Source organism: Colwellia ponticola, assembly GCF_005885605.1.
Taxonomy (GTDB): Bacteria; Pseudomonadota; Gammaproteobacteria; order Enterobacterales; family Alteromonadaceae; genus Colwellia; species Colwellia ponticola.
Map to the genome: position 1 here is coordinate 580,315 of NZ_SZVP01000001.1, position 17,712 is coordinate 598,026.

Genomic DNA, 17,712 nt, shown 5'->3' on the forward strand with positions numbered 1-17,712 from the left:
ATTATCAATATACACTTTGTTACACCTAGAGAGCAAGCTTTACATTAGTGATTAGTGGGTCATTATTAACTAAGTTTATTAGCTATTTACCCTTTGACTAAACTTATACGGCAGGTTAAAAACCAGACTATAAATATTAGAATTGTTATGTACAAAAGTGACTGCTGGTAACAAGATGGTTTATACTATTTTTTTGTTAAAAAAAATCAAACCCATTAAATTTAGTTTAGCCTAATTAAGACTCACCAAATATAACTCAACTCAATGTAAAGTAAGACAAAAAATGTCTCAAGCCTTGTCGTTATTACAAAAAATACAACACCCACTATTCGAAAAATATCAGCTTGATGTGCGCGTAAAGCGAGATGATGCCCTCCACGGCATTATTTCAGGTAACAAGTGGCGTAAACTAAAGTACAACCTTGCTCACCTAAAAAATCAAGGTTACCAAGGCGCATTAACGTTTGGCGGTAGCTATTCTAACCATCTTCATGCTTTTGCCTATGCCTGTAAGCAAGAAAATATTCCTTGTATTGGCATCATTCGAGGGGAAGCTGATTATGCTAATAACTTTACCTTAACTTGGGCAAGGCATTGGGGCATGAAATGTCACTTTGTTGACAGAAAAACCTACCGTCGCCGATTTGATACAGACTTTATAAACGAACTCAATGCTTTATACCCCGAATATTTTATTATTCCTGAAGGCGGCAGTAATGCTTTAGCCGTCACCGGTGTTGCTGAAGTTTTAACAGAGCTAGCTAGCCAAGCCGATTTTGATACTTTGATCACCCCCGTTGGCAGTGGTGGTACGCTAGCAGGTTTAATTTCTGGTGATAGTGTCGTCAATAACAAACAACATAAAATTTTAGGCATCGCGGTATTAAAGCAGGCGGAGTATTTACGTGAGGAGATTAAACGCTTAGTTACTCCTCAAGGCTTAAAGCACAACAACTGGCAATTACTAACTCACTTTCATCGTGGCGGTTATGGAAAGTTCAAAGCGGCTGATGTTGAGCGACTTATTGCCTTTAACAAGCAAACCGGCCTAACCTTTGAGCCTATGTATTCAGGAAAAATGATTTTAGCGTTACTTGATTTAATTTCACAAGACTACTTTGCTGCTCATGAGCGTATTATTTTATTACACACTGGCGGCTTACAAGGACTTGGCGGTATGATTGAACAAGGACGGCTTAAAGCAAGTGACTGGCCCCCTATGCCAACGTTATAATAACTTATATTGGCACATTGTTATTGGCACATTGTAGGTCGGCACGAGCGTAGCGAGGCCCGACAGGTTTAGCTTTGTCGAGGCAAGCATCGACCTACAAATCCCCAACGCATCGTTCTACACCGGGTACTGCCTTTGTAGGTTAAAACCTTAATAAGTAACGACCTTGATTATCTGGTCGCCCGATAAAGCGTAACGATGATGTTAATTGCGCAGGAAATTGTGCGCCAGGCTTTAAATAACCCTGCCCCGACACTTTTTGATTGGCTAACGATATACGCGCAGTAAAGTGTAAACCAAGATTATTTTTGGGGGATATTTTCGCGATTAAATCACCTTGTTGACAAGATAAATCCGCATTGACGTTACCTAATTTAATATTATTTTCTAAGGCGAGCACGCCTGAGCCTAGCCAACTGACTTGCCCTTGTGCTTGCTCGCATTGTAACTCTTCTGAAATATCCAGCCTTAACTGTGTTATCAATAATTCAACATTACCTTGTGCGGTGACTGGCATAAGTGATGGCATAGTTAATGCGAGTTGTTTAGCAATATCATTCGCCCCAAAAAAAATCTCAACATCGTTGAGTAATAACTGCTTAGTCGTAGCAGTTAGGGTAAATTTTCCTTCAGCGCCTGGTGAAAATGCCTCACCAAAGTTAACGTCTAACGTAGGTGATAAACGTAACAACGACCAAAAATTTAGTTGTGTTTTAATATGGTTAATTTGATAGTTATTGATTAAGGCTTGCGTTATTTCACCTTGCCAAATAGAACCAGAAACACTACCGATATTAATATTTTTAGGTAATTTAACGGTATTTAACACTAACGCTAATGGCATAGTTGCCACCAAAAACACTACATAACTGCTGACAAAAATTGCGATAACCGCAAACCACTTCTTCATTTAATTTCTCTATTTTGTATTTAACTCTATGTACTTAACTACACCTAGTCGTCTTGAGTTGCTATCACTTAGGCTTAGTATTTAATTCACAGCCTAGCAAGGTGTAAGCGTCTCACCCTGACTTCACCGATTTTATCACCAGGCGTTAAATCTATTGCCTTAACCTGTAAACCCTCATTATTAGCTAAATGCTCAAGCCAAAACAATAATTGGGTAAATGACGTACTGTCTACCCACACCTGTAAATCATCCCCTTGCGGCTGCATACGCGTGATGGTTATTTTATAGGTTTTAGCACTGCGATTAGCGACACTTGAGAGACTGCCGCTAAATTTTTTTGCACCTGAGTATTGCTTAGCCTGTTGATACAATGAGGTGTTTTCTTGCACCCAAGTTAATAATACTTGCTGTCTTGATAATTTATTATCGGCTTGAATTAAACGTTTATTTATCGGTTGCCATAGCGCGCTATAAAAAATAAACGCCATAAAAACAACCGCCATTACCGCAACAAGGCGCTGCTCTCTACCGTTGAGTTGTTGCCACCATGCTTTCATTACGATGCGTCCTTACTAGGTTTATGATTACCATTATCAGTAATACTAAAAGAGCCGATGACTTGCTCCCCCTGATTAGTTTGCCCGCCTTGCTTAACCGCTAACTTAGCATGTGCTAAGGCTAATCTAAACTGCTCAAAAGCTTGATAGTCTTTTGCTGTTGCCTGAATGCGCAACTCGCCTCGCTTACCATCAAACTTTAATGAGGTAGGTTTAAGTGTTGGCACTTTAGCAAAAGCGGGCTGTAACTTAGCTAATAATGCTAAAAAACCTTGCTTATCGCCTAAACTACCGAGTAAAGCGAGCTCTCGATTCAACTGTGATTTTATCGTCGAAAGTCGTACCCGCTTTGTATTAGGAAAAGCCTCTTGATAACTAGCGATAATAGCTTGCTCAACCCTTTGTTGCTCGGCGTTTAACTGCCAGAGTTGCACACTTTTATCAACCAAACTCAGCAATAGCGCAAAGACAGCAACACCAGCTACCCAGAGCCATTGTTGCTTGGAATGGCTACGTTTTTCTTTGACTTTATATTGACCTTGCAACAGATTAAAGCCATTAAGATGATGACCATAATGACTGGCCATTAACGCCAACGGTAGTTCTTCAGGCATTGCTGTTAACGCTATTTTTTCACTGTCTATTAAGGGAGAGTAAGCGGCAATATTGACGCTAGGCAACGGCTTATCCTTTTTATGCTCGCCGGTATTTTTACGCTGCTTAGTAGTTGTATTAGCCAGTAACTGACACTGTAATTGCCACGTATTCGTATCTAGCGTAAAACCCTGCCAAATATCCTGACGAACAATAACTTGTGCTTGCTTATCATCACCTAGGGCAATAGCGCTCCAAATATTGTCGTTATTGTTGACCTTATATGGCATAGCTAACACATCAGCAATAATATGTTTAGTGTACAACTTCGCATCGGCTAACCATGACAACCATTGCTGCATTTGACGATGAGCAACAATCGCGGTAAAGCAATTATTACCCTGACTATCAACCGCCAAATCAGCATAAGCAAAAAATAGCTGCTCAACCTCTTCGGCTAAATTATCTTCTAACATATATGGCGCCGCTAAGCGCATTGCTCTGCTAGATTTTGCTGGCACGGTTAACGATTTAAGCAGTACATCACAGCTAGGGACTAAAATTTTAACCTGCCGCTGTGCCGCTTTACTGGTTAGCTCGTTAAGTTGTTGAGCATTGTCTAACTCACCGCTAGCAATAATATCTTGGCTATTATTTTTATTGTCAGCAACAATCAGCCAATAAATACGATCCTCGGCTTGGCTTCCTAAACGGATAAATAATGTTTCTGTCATTAGTTACGTCCTATAGTACGACTAATTACTTGAATTTGTTGGGTATCATTAACTTTCATTATCGAACGCATGGCAAAATAACTATGGTTAAAACGGGCATTGGCTTTTAATTGAAAATACTGACTATCGACAACAAACTGCGCTCTTTGCCATTGGCTCATACTAACCTTACTTAGCTCTGGCAGCTTATAGAAATCTTCTACATTTTTATAGCCTGAACTACCCCGTGAATTTAGTATTTCTTGTGCATCTTCGACACTTAAATCAAGCAAGGCTTGCAATAATTCAGGTTTTTCAACATCAAGGGTATTAATATTAATCAAGTGCTGCGCATTTTGTGGCAGCACACAGACATAAGGTGTTAAGGCTAAAATAACCGCTGGGGTAAAATGTTCAATTAACCTTAATTCGTTAACACTGGTTAAATAGTTATTCGCGGCAAGATAAGGAAATTCGCGCGCAGCGTAATCATTATCCTCTGCACCGCCTGAGCCGGTAATGATATCATCATCATCGAGCCAGTCGCTTAGCGCATTTACCATAGCTTCAGCTTCAAAATTACCCACCCCAGCAATATGTAAATTAATAATCAGTGCTTCTAGCACAGTGGCTGCCGGTAATACTTGATTACTACCACGACCAACACGCTTGGTAACATTCTCTGTGTTAGCCGCAGTGTTTAATGACGCTGAGGTATTGTTGTCATTAGCCGATGCTGCTTGCTCTTTTGTAGTTGCTTTAGGATGTAAAGCATTAAGGTTTAAACAACTTTGTAAATCGGTAACTACACCACTTATTTCACCAAAATCAACGGGGTAGCTGGTTTCCTGCGCTGCCCATATTTGGTCAAGATGAGTTACATGCGACTGTTCTTTAAAAGCTTTTATTAACACGCGCTTGGTAAAAGCTTCTGCGCCTAAGGCATACCAATAAGCTTGTTGATTGAAAGCAATATTAGTACTACGCTGCAGCTGAGTTTGTAATCGGGTGGTCATTTGCGTGGCAATAATAGCAGCTAACGCGACAATTAGCATGACGGTAATCAAGGCAACGCCTTGCTGATTTTTTTTGTGCAACTGAGCACTTAAACGCGCTATAACCATCAACTAGGTCCTGCTCTGCTCATCAGCGCCAAGATCACCTGCCACTAAAAATTGGCGACGAATTACCCCATAATCTAGTGTATCAATTTCAATGGCAATTGCTTGGGGAAGTGTGTTTCCAGACCATTTTTTTTGCCATTGACTACCATCATAAAACTCAAAAGCTAATCGAGTTACCTGAGTAATTAATGGTCTTATCTTGGGCTCTTGACCAACAACCGCATCAACAAAGTTGTAATGTAAACGCTCTAGGGTTTGATCAACCAGTCGATAGGCAACACTTTGCATATCGCTACGCGGTAATAATAACCCTGGGTTAGTCCAGCCATTTCTAACAAAAGCAATGGCTTGTTGGTCGGCTAAAAAATTATTATCTGCAGTCTGTAAAAATTTTTTGCTCGCAGCTTCGCCATTAATACGCATAGTACGTTTGGCGATTTGGCTGAAATCTCGCTCTATTAATAAAAAGGCACGTTGTAATTCATTTTGTCTTTCACTGCGTATTTTAGCGCTTTCGTCGCCACGTAATACCGTATCAAAAATGGTAAAACTGGCTAAACTAATGACAGAAAATATCGCAATAGCAATCAACACTTCAATTAAAGTAAAACCTTTTTTCCTTGCTGTCAGCCCTCTATTGACGCGATGAACAGTAAGATAAGCACTAACTTTCATTAGGGAGCCCTCTGAGCGAGGTAAGTCATTAAGTTAGCACTTACCAACTTATCACCTTCTGTTAAACCTACTTGTATATTGACTGCACGTAGCTCTTTATTCGTTGTTTTAATTACGTTTTGTTGCCAATACCAGGTTCTGCCCGCCATCTCGACTTTACCTTTACGATTGTTTTTCGGTGGCCAAGCTTTATCTAAACTCAACTCAACTAACTGATTAGATGCCACCCAGTTAGCAAACATTTGCTCTTCTAAATGACTAATATGCCGATAATTATTATCAGCAACAGCCAGTAGCGCCACGCCAGCAATAGCAAAAACTGCCATAGCTAGCATGACTTCGATTAAGGTAAAACCACATTTTTTAGCAAGAGCTGAACTATTAATGCTCAAGTACGGGTCCCTCAATAGTTAAAGGCACGCTGTAAATACCGGTAACACGATAAGCTAAATCTTCTGCGCTTTGACGATAAGCTAACGGTGGTGCTAAACGAAAAGTAACACTAAAAGGACTAAGATCGCCGCCGGATAGAATATACACTTGTGGGATGACTTTCTTTTCTTGTTCTTCTTTAGATAATAAAGTGAAATCGTCTTCATCTTTTGCTTTAAATATATCAGCATCAAAGAGCAAGGGCTCTTCAATAGGCAAATCATCGAGCTCTATACTCAGCTCTATTTCTGCAGGTACGGTAACATTAGCTTGCCAGCCCTGTTCCGCAATTTCAGTCCATCGCGTGCCATCGTAGCCAAAAAACTGATAACCATTTTTTTTTACAACTAAACCTAGCTCAACATTATTAAGCATGCCGTATTCTGCCGCCACTTCAAAAATTGCTGCAAAGCGCGCACTCTCATGCTTTAACTTATCGGCAGGGTTATTACCTGAAAAATTAAACTGTACCAAACTAGCCATTAATCCAATCAACACGACAACGACCATCACCTCAATTAAGGTAAAGCCTCGATGCTGTGCTGCTGAGATTGAGCCGTAAGAGTTTTTAAGGTTCATAGTATAATTAACAGTATTGATCATTTCGTTTTGAATAAGCATTGCTGAGTGAGCAAGCAAGGCGCGTAAAGCCATCCATGGCCCTCAACACCAGCATCCCTGCTACATAGTGTAATTAACACTGCCGATTTACATAAGCATTATTGAGCGAGCAAGCAAGACACGTAAAACCACACATATTGATGCCGCTCAACACCAACATCCTCGCTGCATAGTATAATTAACACTGCCGATTTACATAAGCATTGTTGAATGAACAAGCAAGACACGTAAAACCATCCATGGTGCTCAACACCAGCATCCCTGCTGGTGATGCTTGCTTTTATCACTTCAATAACACTTATTGTTGATTATTTCAGTGCCAATTGCTTTATCACTCCGTAATGTGATGAGTATTAACACTGCCGATTTACATAAGCATTGTTGAGTAAACAACACTTATTTTATTAAAGTTATATATACCAACTCTATTAAATTTATTCCCAACTCAGCGCTGTATTAGCGAGCTTAGAACAAGCAAAATTTGTTAAGTATAGTGAGTCTATATTTCATAAATTTTGTGCTGTTATCAGTTTGCTAATAAGCGCCCAAGGGCGAGTACCTAATAAAAGGCAAAGGCTTACATGCGGCGTTATTGATTTTAACAAGGGAGTAACCATTCTCTTCAATCAATGCCTTGCCTCTAAGCCTTTTAATTCTCGCTGAGTGGGAAATAACTTAATAGATTTGGTATTAATAATGGTTGAGCTTGCAGCGCTAAGGCATAATTTACAGGAAAGAGCACGGAGTTGACGCTAGTCAATGAGTACTTTTGACGCATAAATTAAGCTTTATCGCAAAAAGATTGGCCATTATTTACTGGAAGTCGCCCAAATTCCAATTACCTATATCATCTTCTGTGCCGGCTTCGCCGTCTGGCCCCACTGAGAACACATCCATTTTACCCTGCTCGCCCGGATTCAATAACACATAGTCATTACCCCAAGGATCTTTAGGCAAACGCTTAATATAGCCACCATCAGGAAAACGACGTGGCTCTGGCGCTATATCTGTTTGATCAACTAGCGCGTCTAAACCTTGCTCAGTAGTTGGGTAATCGTAATTATCCATTTTATATAAACTTAACGAGGTTTCTAATGCGCTCACATCCGATACCGCTTTTTGCATATTAGCGCGCTCTTGGCTACCCATTAAGTTAGGTACCACCATGCTGGCTAAAATACCTAAAATAACAATAACCACCATGACTTCAAGTAAGGTGAAACCTTGTGCTTTTTTCATGTTTGTATTTATATTCATCGTGCTTTGCTAACCTCTAATAACATTGTGTAAAAAAGTAAAACTTAACCGCCCACTAGGCTATTAAGTTGTAAAATCGGTTCTAAAATGGCCATAACAATAAAGAGTACCACGCCTGCCATAGCGACCATCAATGCTGGTTCAAAGGCTTTTAACGAGATACTGACTAAGGCATCAAACTCTCGGTCTTGGTTGTCAGCCGCGCGCCCTAACATATGCTCTAATTGGCCACTTTTTTCGCCACTGGCAATCATGTGCAGCATCATCGGCGGAAATAACTTAGTTTGTTCTAATGACACGCGTAAACTAGCGCCCTCGCGTACTTTATCGGTAGCGCCTTTGACTTGTTGTTTAATATATAAATTGTCGAGCACTTCACCTGAAATACGCATACTTTCAAGTAAAGGCACGGCACTTGCGGTTAGAATACTTAAGGTACGAGCAAAACGCGCTGTATTAATGCCTCGGGCAACCTTACCTATACCTGGTATTTGTAATAAATGTTGATGATAAGCCATTTCCATATCAGGCTTTTTCAATAACTGTACGCACAACAACATCAAAGCAGCGATAATAAGCACCAGCATTAAACCATAATCACGCAGAAAGTCACTACTGGCAATGAGAAACTGCGTAGTGCCAGGTAAGTTCTCTCCCATGTGCTCAAACTGACCAACAATTTTGGGCACCACCGCGGTGAGCAAAATAGTAATAACACCAACAGCCACCACGGTCATGATAAGAGGGTAAACCAGTGCTTGAATAAGCTGCGAGCGCATTTGTTGACGTTGCTCGGTATAATCTGCCAAGCGATTAAGTACTTTATCAAGGTGACCTGATTTTTCGCCCGCAGCCACCATAGCCCGATACAAACGATTAAACGCTTTAGGATATTCTGCCATGCTTTCAGATAAACCATAGCCTTCGGTCACTTTAGTGCGCACGCCCATGATCATACTTTTAATGCGATTTTTTTCACATTGCTCAGCCACTGCCAGTAACGATTCTTCTAATGGTAATCCCGACTCAACTAAGGTCGCTAATTGGCGAGTAACGAGCGCTAGCTCTGCGGCAGAAATTTTACCTGCTTTGCCTTGGCTAAAGCTCGTTGAAAAACCCTTATTATCATGGTCAATTTTATTTTTTCGTTGCGATAGCGTCGAGGTAACCACTGTTGGCATTAACCCTTGGTCACGCAATAAACCGCGTACTTGCCTAGGCGTATCGCCTTCGATAACACCCTTTTTTGTTTTACCGCGGCTATCTACCGCTTGGTATTCAAATGCTGCCATAGTTGCTTGTATGCTTATTTTTAGTGATATCTTGCTCAATAAGTGACTTAATCTTCACGGGTTACTCGTAACACTTCCTCTAACGTAGTTTGACCCAGCATCACTTTATCAAAACCATCTCGGCGGATACTGGCGCTGGCGCGTCGGGCGTATTTTTCAATAACTTGTTCACCCTCACCATTATGAATAAGCTCTCGTATATGCTCATCAACCGGCAATAATTCATGAATACCCATACGTCCTCGGTAACCTTTAAAGTTACAGTCACTACAGCCCACCGCGCGATAAATCATCGCCTTGTTATGAGCAGGCAAGGCTAATAATTGTCTTTCTTCTTCATCGGGTAGATGGCTTACTCGACAATGTGGGCAAAGGGTTCTCACTAGGCGCTGCGCCAAAACGCCCAGTAAACTTGACGATAAAAGAAACGGCTCTACGCCCATATCTTCCATGCGTGTTATCGCACCAGCAGCGGTATTGGTATGTAAAGTAGATAGCACTAAGTGACCGGTTAAACTTGCTTGCACTGCAATTTGGGCGGTTTCTAAATCTCGAATTTCACCGACCATGACCACATCTGGATCTTGACGTAAAATAGCCCGTAAGCCGCGGGCAAAGGTCATATCGACTTTGCTATTGACCTGGGTTTGTCCAATACCTTCAATGGCATATTCTATTGGGTCTTCCACCGTTAAAATATTACGCTCTTTTTCATCTATTTGCGTTAAACCCGCATACAAGGTAGTACTTTTACCCGACCCCGTAGGCCCAGTAACCAGAATAATGCCATGGGGTTTTTCAATCAATGCAGAGAAATTGATCCGATTAGTGTCAGTCATGCCTAATTCTTGTAAATCTAAGCGGGCGGCATTTTTATCTAATAAACGTAACACCACGCGCTCGCCATGCCCTGTAGGCATAGTTGACACACGCACATCAACCGCACGACCACCAATACGTAATGAAATACGACCGTCTTGTGGAATACGTTTTTCGGCGATATCGAGTTTTGCCATAACCTTAATACGCGACACCAGTAATGAAGCAAGCTTGCGATTAGGCTTAAGTACTTCACGCAAAACACCATCAACCCGAAAACGTATTTGTAAGCTATTTTCAAAAGTCTCAATATGAATATCTGAGGCTCTCTCTTTTATCGCTTCACTGAGCATAGCATTGATTAGCTTGATAATGGGCGCATCGTCTTCATTTTCAAGTAAGTCCTCACTTTCAATGAACTCGTCAGCAAGTGAGTATAAATCAACCTCATTACCAATATCTTCCATCATCTGTTGCGCTTCAGAGGAGTCTCTTTGATAAACTTGGGTAAGTAATAATTCGAACGCGGGTAGTGATAAAAAATCAAATGAAAAAGGCGCTTTAAGTAGGCGGCGAACCTCTAAAATAATGTCAAAGTTAACATCCGCCAAACAATGCAAAATATAATCGCCGCTGTGTTCGTCAATAGACACTAAGACACTGTGCCGTTTAGCAAACGAGAATGGTAACAACCACGTACTGCTCGCTTGTATTTGAGCGACTTCCTCAATAACGCTTAATGCGACTGGGTCAGTCATTATTATTTATCTTCTGTTACTGTCGGTGGTTTAGGAAGGTCGACATCTTTTTGATTGAGCTTTTGCTGATACTCGTCAAACGACGGCGGCAGCGTTAACTTGTCTTGCCACTTAGGTAAAATAGGCATATTTTTATTGCTCATTAATGATAAACCTTCCTCACGTTTACGAATTTGATCGGCGCGAATATAATTATACTTTTCTTCACTTATATCGGTCATTAATGTTGAATCACGGACAATAGTTGCTCGTAAAAACACCATAAGATTACGTTTTCGGGTGCTATTACTGGTTGATTTAAACAAGTGACCAATAATAGGAATGTCACCTAAAATGGGGACCTTTTGCACGCTTTCTTGTATGTCTTCATCAATTAAACCGCCAAGCACTACCGTATCACCACTATCAGCCATGACCGTGGTTTTAATTTCTCTTTTGTTAATTGAAATATCAACACCGGTAGTGCCACTAACCGATGACACCTCTTGTTCAATAATTAATTGCACTGCATTACCTTCATTCACTTGCGGTGTAACACGTAATTTAATGCCCACTTCTTGACGGTCAACTGTTTGAAAAGGGTTGGTGTTATTACTGCCCGTTGCTGAACCGGTAATAATAGGCACTTCTTGACCAACAATAAAATAGGCTTCTTCATTATCTAAGGTAGTGATACTTGGCGTGGCGAGAATATTAGAGTTAGTGTCACTGCTAACCGCTTGCACAATAGCGCCCCAGTCATTTTTAGCAACGCCAAACATCATGCCACTGACATTACCCAGTACTTGCGCAAGAATACTGTAATCACCATTTTGATCTGGGTTGACCACGGTATCGCCATTTTCTTTGATAACAGTACTGCCCTTTTCACCTTCGGCAGCTTGTGCACCTGCAGCAATGGAGGAAAGACTGGCAGGGCCATTGGTAAATTGCGTAAAACCACCCGCCTCGTTATACCACTGAACGCCAAGGCTAACACCGTCGCTTTCAAACACCTCAACAATAATCGCTTCAACTAATACTTGCGCGCGGCGCACATCTAACTGACGAATAACCGCTTCTAAAGAGCGCAGCATATCGGGCTGGGCGGTAATGACTAGGGCATTGGTTGATTCATGCGCCTCAATACTGACTTCACGCGTTTTATTATTACTTGCCCTTGTGGTCGCTACTTTTTCTTCAGAGACAATAGAGTCACTCACGCCTTGTAATACTTTAACTAAATCTTCCGCTTTTGAATATTTAAGGTAATACACGCGCGTATTGCCATTGGTTTCTAGCTCGCTATCTAAACGCTTAACTAAGCGTGCAACGCGCTCACGGGTTTTAACTTCACCGCTAACAATGACGCTATTAGAGCGGTCATCTGCAACAATTTTAGGAATTAAAAAAGTATCTTGGCCTGCTTTACCGCTCGACTTATTCATGGCCTCAATAATACGCACTATCTCACCGGCTGAAGCATAATTAAGTTTAATTATTTCAACATCTTGATCTCCGGCTCTATCAACACGCTCAATAATTTTTACTAGTCGATTAACCGTTGATGCCGTCCCTGTTAACATAATCACGTTAGCCGGGTCGTAATTAACCACGTTCCCCCCCCCGGCTTGGTCTGATAGTTGGCGAAGCAAGGGGACTAATTCACGGACAGTGACATTTTTAACTTCAACCACTCGGGTGACCATTTCATCACCGATGACATTGCTTTTTGCGCCCACCACCGGAATGGCCGCCGTTTTGGCATCTTTATCACGAATAATTTTAACAATGTTATTGTCCATTTCTATTGCGGCGTAGCCATATACTTCAAGGACATTGAGAAAGAATTGGTAGTATTGTTTTTCAGATAATAAGTCATAACTGCGAACATTGATTTTACCGCGAACATTGGGGTCAACGATCATGGTTTTTTTCAAGTTTTTACCGACGATATTAACGAATTCGGTAATTTCAGTGCCTTTAAAATTTGGCGAATATTGCGCGGCACTGGCTTGACCAACAAAGCATAAGCCATTAAAGACTAACGCTGTCGTTAAAATTAATAAAAACTTTTTCATCATTATTACTGTCTCTGCATTGTCACGCTATTAACAAGTACATGCTTAAAAGAGCACGTTAAAGCGTGATGGTTATACCAAGTTGATTAAGGGATTACTCTCTCTGTGAGCATTTAATCAAAGCGGTATTACATTAATTAATTCGATTAATCGAGCGCATTACTCTACGCTAATCAGTATTTCAGTTAAACTACCTTGACGGTCAACCAACAATGAAATATTACCTGCTTGCTTCATAGCTGCCATTGCTTGCATTGCTTGGGCAGGAACAATTAAATCGTAGCCATTCATTTCAACCGCAACATCACCGGCTTTTAAACCAGCTTGCTCAAAAAACTGTGCTTTTTTGCCTGGACGCAAGGTGTAGCCAACAATACTACCTGCTTGGCGTTTAGGTGAAATTTGTAAATAATCGCTTATATTGGCAGGGCTTTTAACCAGTTCATTGCGCAGTTCTTTTGCGCTAACTGCTAGTCGTTTATTATTACTTTGATCGATAACCTCTGCACCAGCAGATTGGGACGCTACCGCGGAGACGGTGTTCAGTATCGTTGTTGTATTACTCTTATTGGAGATACCGCGCGCTGGCTGATTATAATCAAAACCATCAAGCATTAAGGTTTCTAATCGCCCAGAGTGCTTAATGATCACTCTATCCATCAACACTTGCTCTAAATTGGCCCGTGTACCGGTAATAATATCGCCAATACCGTAGGTTTCTTGCTTACCTCGGTGCTCAATAATAGCCGCTGCGATAGATTGTTCATCACTGGCAACTAGACCCGACAAAGTTAAATTTAACGAAGTTTCAGGAGCATTAACAACCTCAGTTTTCGCAGAAGTATCAGCTTCTTCATTGAACTGCCCAAAAAGGTTAAGCGACTGGACTTTACTCACATCGATGGTTTTATTACTATTTTTGCTATTTATTTTTTTTGAGTAAGCGTTGTTAACGACACTATTATCAGTAGTTTTTGTTGCTGGAATAACTGACCAAGTTATTTTAGCGCTTATATAAGCAATATAAACAATTAATAACGCCATCACGACTTGTGCCACACGTCGATGAGTGCAATGAGTGAGCAAAGAGGTAACCGCTATCATGTTAGTGGGAAAGGCCATAACTACTTATTATATTATTGAATAATCTAACCATTTATAGCCACAGCCCAATGCTAGATTTGTATTAAGTAAACACGAATGATACTTGAGCGTAAGGTTAGCAACAAGTCATAGCTAAGATTTTTAAGTACTTTAGGTAAATAAAATCACTTAGGCTAAAAAGAGGAGGTTGTTATACGTATTTTCAGACCAATATCTGTTGTAAAGCTATTACTTAAGGCAAGTTTATTATGTCAACAAAATCTCCTACGCACAATGACACCATTAGATTAGACAAATGGTTGTGGGCAGCAAGGTTTTATCGCACCCGTGCTATTGCCAAACAAATGATTGATGGTGGTAAAGTTTTTTATAATGGCCAACGTACTAAGTCAGGTAAAGCCGTATCAATCGGTGATATAATAAAAATAAGACAAGGCTTTGAAGAAAAATCCATTACTGTTATTGCCTTAGCAGATAAGCGTAGCGATGCTACTTTTGCTCAAACACTCTACCAAGAGAGCCAGCAAAGCATTGATACCCGAGAAAAAAATGCACTAGCGCGTAAGCAAGGTATTTTACTGAGCCCTGCAAGTGATACTAAACCAGACAAAAAACAACGTAGAAAGCTACGTGAATTTAAAGAAAGGATCTAACTGCTATGAGTCAATTTAATGAATTAAATCGTTATTTATTTACCGATGCCCATGCCCGTGGCGAACTAGTACAATTAAGCAGTAGCTTTAAAAGTATTATTAAAAACCATAATTATCCTACGGGTGTTGAGAAGTTATTAGGTGAATTACTATGCGCCACTTGCCTATTAACGGCCACCTTAAAATTTGAAGGTGATATTACCGTGCAATTGCAAGGCGATGGCCCTGTCGGTTATATGTCAGTAAGTGGTAACAATAACCAACAAATGCGTGGGATTGCTAAAATGGCAGAAGAGACCACTGCCGATACCCTACAAACATTAATTGGTAAGGGCACTATGATTATCACCATACGCCCTAGCGCCGGAGAAGCATATCAAGGTGTTGTTGCGTTAGACCAAGAAACACTTGCCGATTGTTTAGCCCATTACTTTGAAGTCTCTGAGCAAATTCCCACTAAAATTTGGTTATTCAGTGACACCCAGCAGCAGTTAGCAGCTGGCGCTTTAGTGCAATTATTGCCTGATGGTGATGGTAGCGTTGAAAATAAAGAAAAACAGGTGAGTGATTTTGACCATTTATGTCAGCTTACTAACACCATTAAAAGTGAAGAAATATTTTCGTTAGAGGCACAAGCACTGCTTTATCGTTTATATCACCAAGAGCAAGTGAACATTTTTGAACCGCAAAAAGTGAGCTATGTCTGTGGTTGTTCTGCAGATAAATGTTTATCGGCAATAGCACAGATTGAGCCAAGTGAAATAAAAGCATTGTTAGCAGAGCAAGGTAAAATATCGATTACTTGTGAGTATTGCATTACTACTTATGATTTTGATGAACTGAGTCTAAAAAGTTTCATTTCGAAAGTTAACCATTAAATAAAAAGCCTTAAAAGCGTCTTTTTAGCACTAAAAACACAAATAATTACCTGCCTTAATTATCATTTTAGTTATCATTTATTTCATATGGTGATAATTAAGGACTAATTAACATAGTAGTCTACTCCTTTAGCTAGTTGACTTAATCGCATTCTAGCCCAATTACAATGGCATATAAGATAACCATTCATTGTGCTTATAACGAAAACTTTCACAATAAACTATTTTTTACTTTCGTTTTGCTCGATATTATCCTAAAATAGCCGCGATGAAAACATACTGAAACCTTTCATAAATTCATAATGCATTTCATTAACCACCTTATCTTACCATTAATGTTAAATTAAAAAATTTGTCATACTTAGGAGTGAATGTGCTATGACCGCCCCAAAAAACTCAATTGATCTGTCACAATACGGCATCAACGATGTTAACGAAGTAGTTTACAACCCATCGTACGAGTTGCTTTTTAGTGAAGAAACTAAAGCTAGCCTTGAAGGATTTGATAAAGGCGTAGTAACTGAGCTTGGTGCAGTTAATGTAGACACGGGCATATTTACGGGTCGTTCTCCTAAAGATAAATATATTGTTCGTGATGACGTAACTCGCGATACAGTATGGTGGTCTGATCAAGGTAAGAATGATAACAAACCAATGACGCCTGAAACTTGGGATCACTTAAAAGGTTTAGTGACTACACAACTTTCTGGACAACGTTTATTTGTTGTTGATACTTATTGTGGTGCTGATGAAGCAACACGTTTAAAAGTACGTTTTATTACGCAAGTAGCGTGGCAAGCACATTTCGTTAAAAACATGTTCATTCGCCCTACTGATGCAGAGCTTGAAAGCTACGAACCTGACTTCGTAGTAATGAACGGCGCAAAAACAGTAAATGATAAATGGCAAGAACAAGGCTTAAATTCTGAAAACTTTGTTGCTTTTAACTTAACTGAAAAAATTCAATTGATTGGCGGTACTTGGTACGGCGGCGAAATGAAAAAAGGTATGTTCTCAATGATGAACTACTACCTTCCTCTACAAGGCATAGCATCTATGCATTGTAGTGCTAACGTTGGTGAAGATGGCGATACCGCAATTTTCTTCGGCCTATCTGGCACAGGTAAAACAACGCTTTCAACGGATCCTAAACGTCAACTTATCGGTGATGATGAGCACGGTTGGGATGACAACGGTGTATTTAACTTTGAAGGTGGTTGTTACGCGAAAACAATTAACCTAAGCAAAGAAAATGAACCTGATATCTACAATGCTATTCGTCGTGATGCGTTATTAGAAAATGTAACTGTTGATGCCAATGGTAAAGTTGATTTTGATGATAATTCAAAAACAGAAAACACGCGTGTTTCTTACCCTATTCATCATATTGATAATATTGTTAAACCAGTTTCTCGTGCCGGCCATGCTAAGAAAGTAATTTTCTTAACTGCTGATGCTTTTGGTGTTTTACCACCCGTAGCTAAATTAACACCTGAGCAAACTGAATATTATTTCTTATCAGGTTTTACCGCTAAATTAGCAGGTACTGAGCGCGGTATTACTGAGCCAACCCCTACTTTCTCTAGCTGTTTTGGTGCTGCGTTCTTAAGCCTACATCCAACACAATACGCTGAAGTATTACATAAACGTATGGACGCTGTTGGCGCTGAAGCTTATCTAGTAAATACTGGCTGGAACGGTACTGGCAAACGTATTTCTATTAAAGCAACACGTGCCATTATTGATGCTATCCTAGATGGCTCTATTGATAACGCTGAAACAGAAATTGTGCCTTTATTTAACTTAGAAGTACCAAAAGCCATTGCTGGTGTTGAAGGTGATATTCTTGACCCTCGTAACACTTATGAAGATGTTAACGTTTGGAATGACAAAGCAGTAAACTTAGCACAACGTTTTGTTAAGAACTTTACTAAGTTCACTGATACTGACAATGGTAAAGCACTTGTTGCAGCCGGCCCTCAACTAGATAGCGCTAAATTAAAAGCAGTGAGCTAATCACGCTTCTTTTAT

General features: G+C 40.2%; 16 protein-coding genes. 4 read left to right on the top strand and 12 right to left on the bottom strand.

The features are described from left to right. Window positions 1-283: 283 nt before the first annotated feature. Window positions 284-1,234 carry a 1-aminocyclopropane-1-carboxylate deaminase/D-cysteine desulfhydrase gene (locus FCS21_RS02435; RefSeq protein ID WP_138620372.1) on the top strand — a complete coding sequence of 317 codons (951 nt, stop codon included), beginning with the start codon at window positions 284-286 and terminating at the stop codon, window positions 1,232-1,234. A gap of 142 nt (window positions 1,235-1,376) precedes the next feature. On the opposite strand, the gene FCS21_RS02440 is transcribed toward FCS21_RS02435, so the two are convergent. The 12 genes from FCS21_RS02440 to gspC all read right to left on the bottom strand — a co-directional run bounded on the left by FCS21_RS02440 (window position 1,377) and on the right by gspC (window position 14,168). Further along, window positions 1,377-2,144, bottom strand: a complete 768-nt coding sequence (locus tag FCS21_RS02440) for a type II secretion system protein N (RefSeq protein WP_138620373.1) — start codon at window positions 2,142-2,144, stop codon at window positions 1,377-1,379. 86 nt (window positions 2,145-2,230) lie between these two features. Continuing rightward, window positions 2,231-2,701 carry a type II secretion system protein M gene (locus FCS21_RS02445; protein ID WP_138620374.1) on the bottom strand — a complete coding sequence of 157 codons (471 nt, stop codon included), beginning with the start codon at window positions 2,699-2,701 and terminating at the stop codon, window positions 2,231-2,233. Then, a complete protein-coding gene (gene gspL / locus FCS21_RS02450) occupies window positions 2,701-4,029 on the bottom strand; it encodes a type II secretion system protein GspL (protein ID WP_138620375.1) in 1,329 nt (442 codons plus the stop codon). Before gspL ends, FCS21_RS02445 begins: the two co-directional genes overlap by 1 nt. Continuing rightward, window positions 4,029-5,105 (bottom strand): type II secretion system minor pseudopilin GspK, encoded by a 1,077-nt coding sequence (gene gspK / locus FCS21_RS02455; protein ID WP_246046956.1) that lies wholly within the window; start codon window positions 5,103-5,105, stop codon window positions 4,029-4,031. The genes gspL and gspK overlap by 1 nt, the downstream gene beginning before the upstream one ends. A 30-nt stretch (window positions 5,106-5,135) precedes the next feature. Beyond that, complete coding sequence (gene gspJ / locus FCS21_RS02460) at window positions 5,136-5,807, bottom strand: type II secretion system minor pseudopilin GspJ (protein ID WP_138620377.1); 672 nt, start codon at window positions 5,805-5,807, stop codon at window positions 5,136-5,138. Continuing rightward, entirely contained in the window at window positions 5,807-6,199 is a 393-nt protein-coding gene (gene gspI, locus FCS21_RS02465) for a type II secretion system minor pseudopilin GspI (RefSeq protein ID WP_138620378.1), read from the bottom strand. The genes gspJ and gspI overlap by 1 nt, the downstream gene beginning before the upstream one ends. Beyond that, on the bottom strand, window positions 6,189-6,893 hold the full coding sequence (gene gspH, locus FCS21_RS02470; protein WP_246046957.1) for a type II secretion system minor pseudopilin GspH: 705 nt from the start codon (window positions 6,891-6,893) through the stop codon (window positions 6,189-6,191). Before gspH ends, gspI begins: the two co-directional genes overlap by 11 nt. Before the next feature lie 780 nt (window positions 6,894-7,673). Beyond that, entirely contained in the window at window positions 7,674-8,117 is a 444-nt protein-coding gene (gene gspG / locus FCS21_RS02475) for a type II secretion system major pseudopilin GspG (protein ID WP_138620379.1), read from the bottom strand. 44 nt (window positions 8,118-8,161) lie between these two features. After that, window positions 8,162-9,409 carry a type II secretion system inner membrane protein GspF gene (gspF, locus tag FCS21_RS02480; RefSeq protein ID WP_138620380.1) on the bottom strand — a complete coding sequence of 416 codons (1,248 nt, stop codon included), beginning with the start codon at window positions 9,407-9,409 and terminating at the stop codon, window positions 8,162-8,164. 47 nt (window positions 9,410-9,456) lie between these two features. Then, window positions 9,457-10,986 carry a type II secretion system ATPase GspE gene (gene gspE / locus FCS21_RS02485; protein WP_138620381.1) on the bottom strand — a complete coding sequence of 510 codons (1,530 nt, stop codon included), beginning with the start codon at window positions 10,984-10,986 and terminating at the stop codon, window positions 9,457-9,459. A 2-nt stretch (window positions 10,987-10,988) separates the two neighbouring features. Next, a complete protein-coding gene (gene gspD, locus FCS21_RS02490) occupies window positions 10,989-13,049 on the bottom strand; it encodes a type II secretion system secretin GspD (protein ID WP_138620382.1) in 2,061 nt (686 codons plus the stop codon). A 156-nt stretch (window positions 13,050-13,205) separates the two neighbouring features. Further along, window positions 13,206-14,168: a type II secretion system protein GspC gene (gene gspC, locus FCS21_RS02495; RefSeq protein ID WP_138620383.1), complete on the bottom strand. Its 963-nt coding sequence runs from the start codon at window positions 14,166-14,168 to the stop codon at window positions 13,206-13,208. A gap of 230 nt (window positions 14,169-14,398) precedes the next feature. Between gspC and FCS21_RS02500 the strand changes: the two genes are divergently transcribed. The 3 genes from FCS21_RS02500 (at window position 14,399) to pckA (ending at window position 17,697) form a co-directional block, all read left to right on the top strand. After that, window positions 14,399-14,803, top strand: a complete 405-nt coding sequence (locus tag FCS21_RS02500; protein ID WP_138620384.1) for a S4 domain-containing protein — start codon at window positions 14,399-14,401, stop codon at window positions 14,801-14,803. Window positions 14,804-14,808: 5 nt separating this feature from the next. Then, entirely contained in the window at window positions 14,809-15,681 is an 873-nt protein-coding gene (gene hslO, locus FCS21_RS02505; RefSeq protein WP_138620385.1) for an Hsp33 family molecular chaperone HslO, read from the top strand. Window positions 15,682-16,059: 378 nt separating this feature from the next. Next, window positions 16,060-17,697: a phosphoenolpyruvate carboxykinase (ATP) gene (gene pckA, locus FCS21_RS02510; protein ID WP_138620386.1), complete on the top strand. Its 1,638-nt coding sequence runs from the start codon at window positions 16,060-16,062 to the stop codon at window positions 17,695-17,697. Window positions 17,698-17,712: the final 15 nt, after the last annotated feature.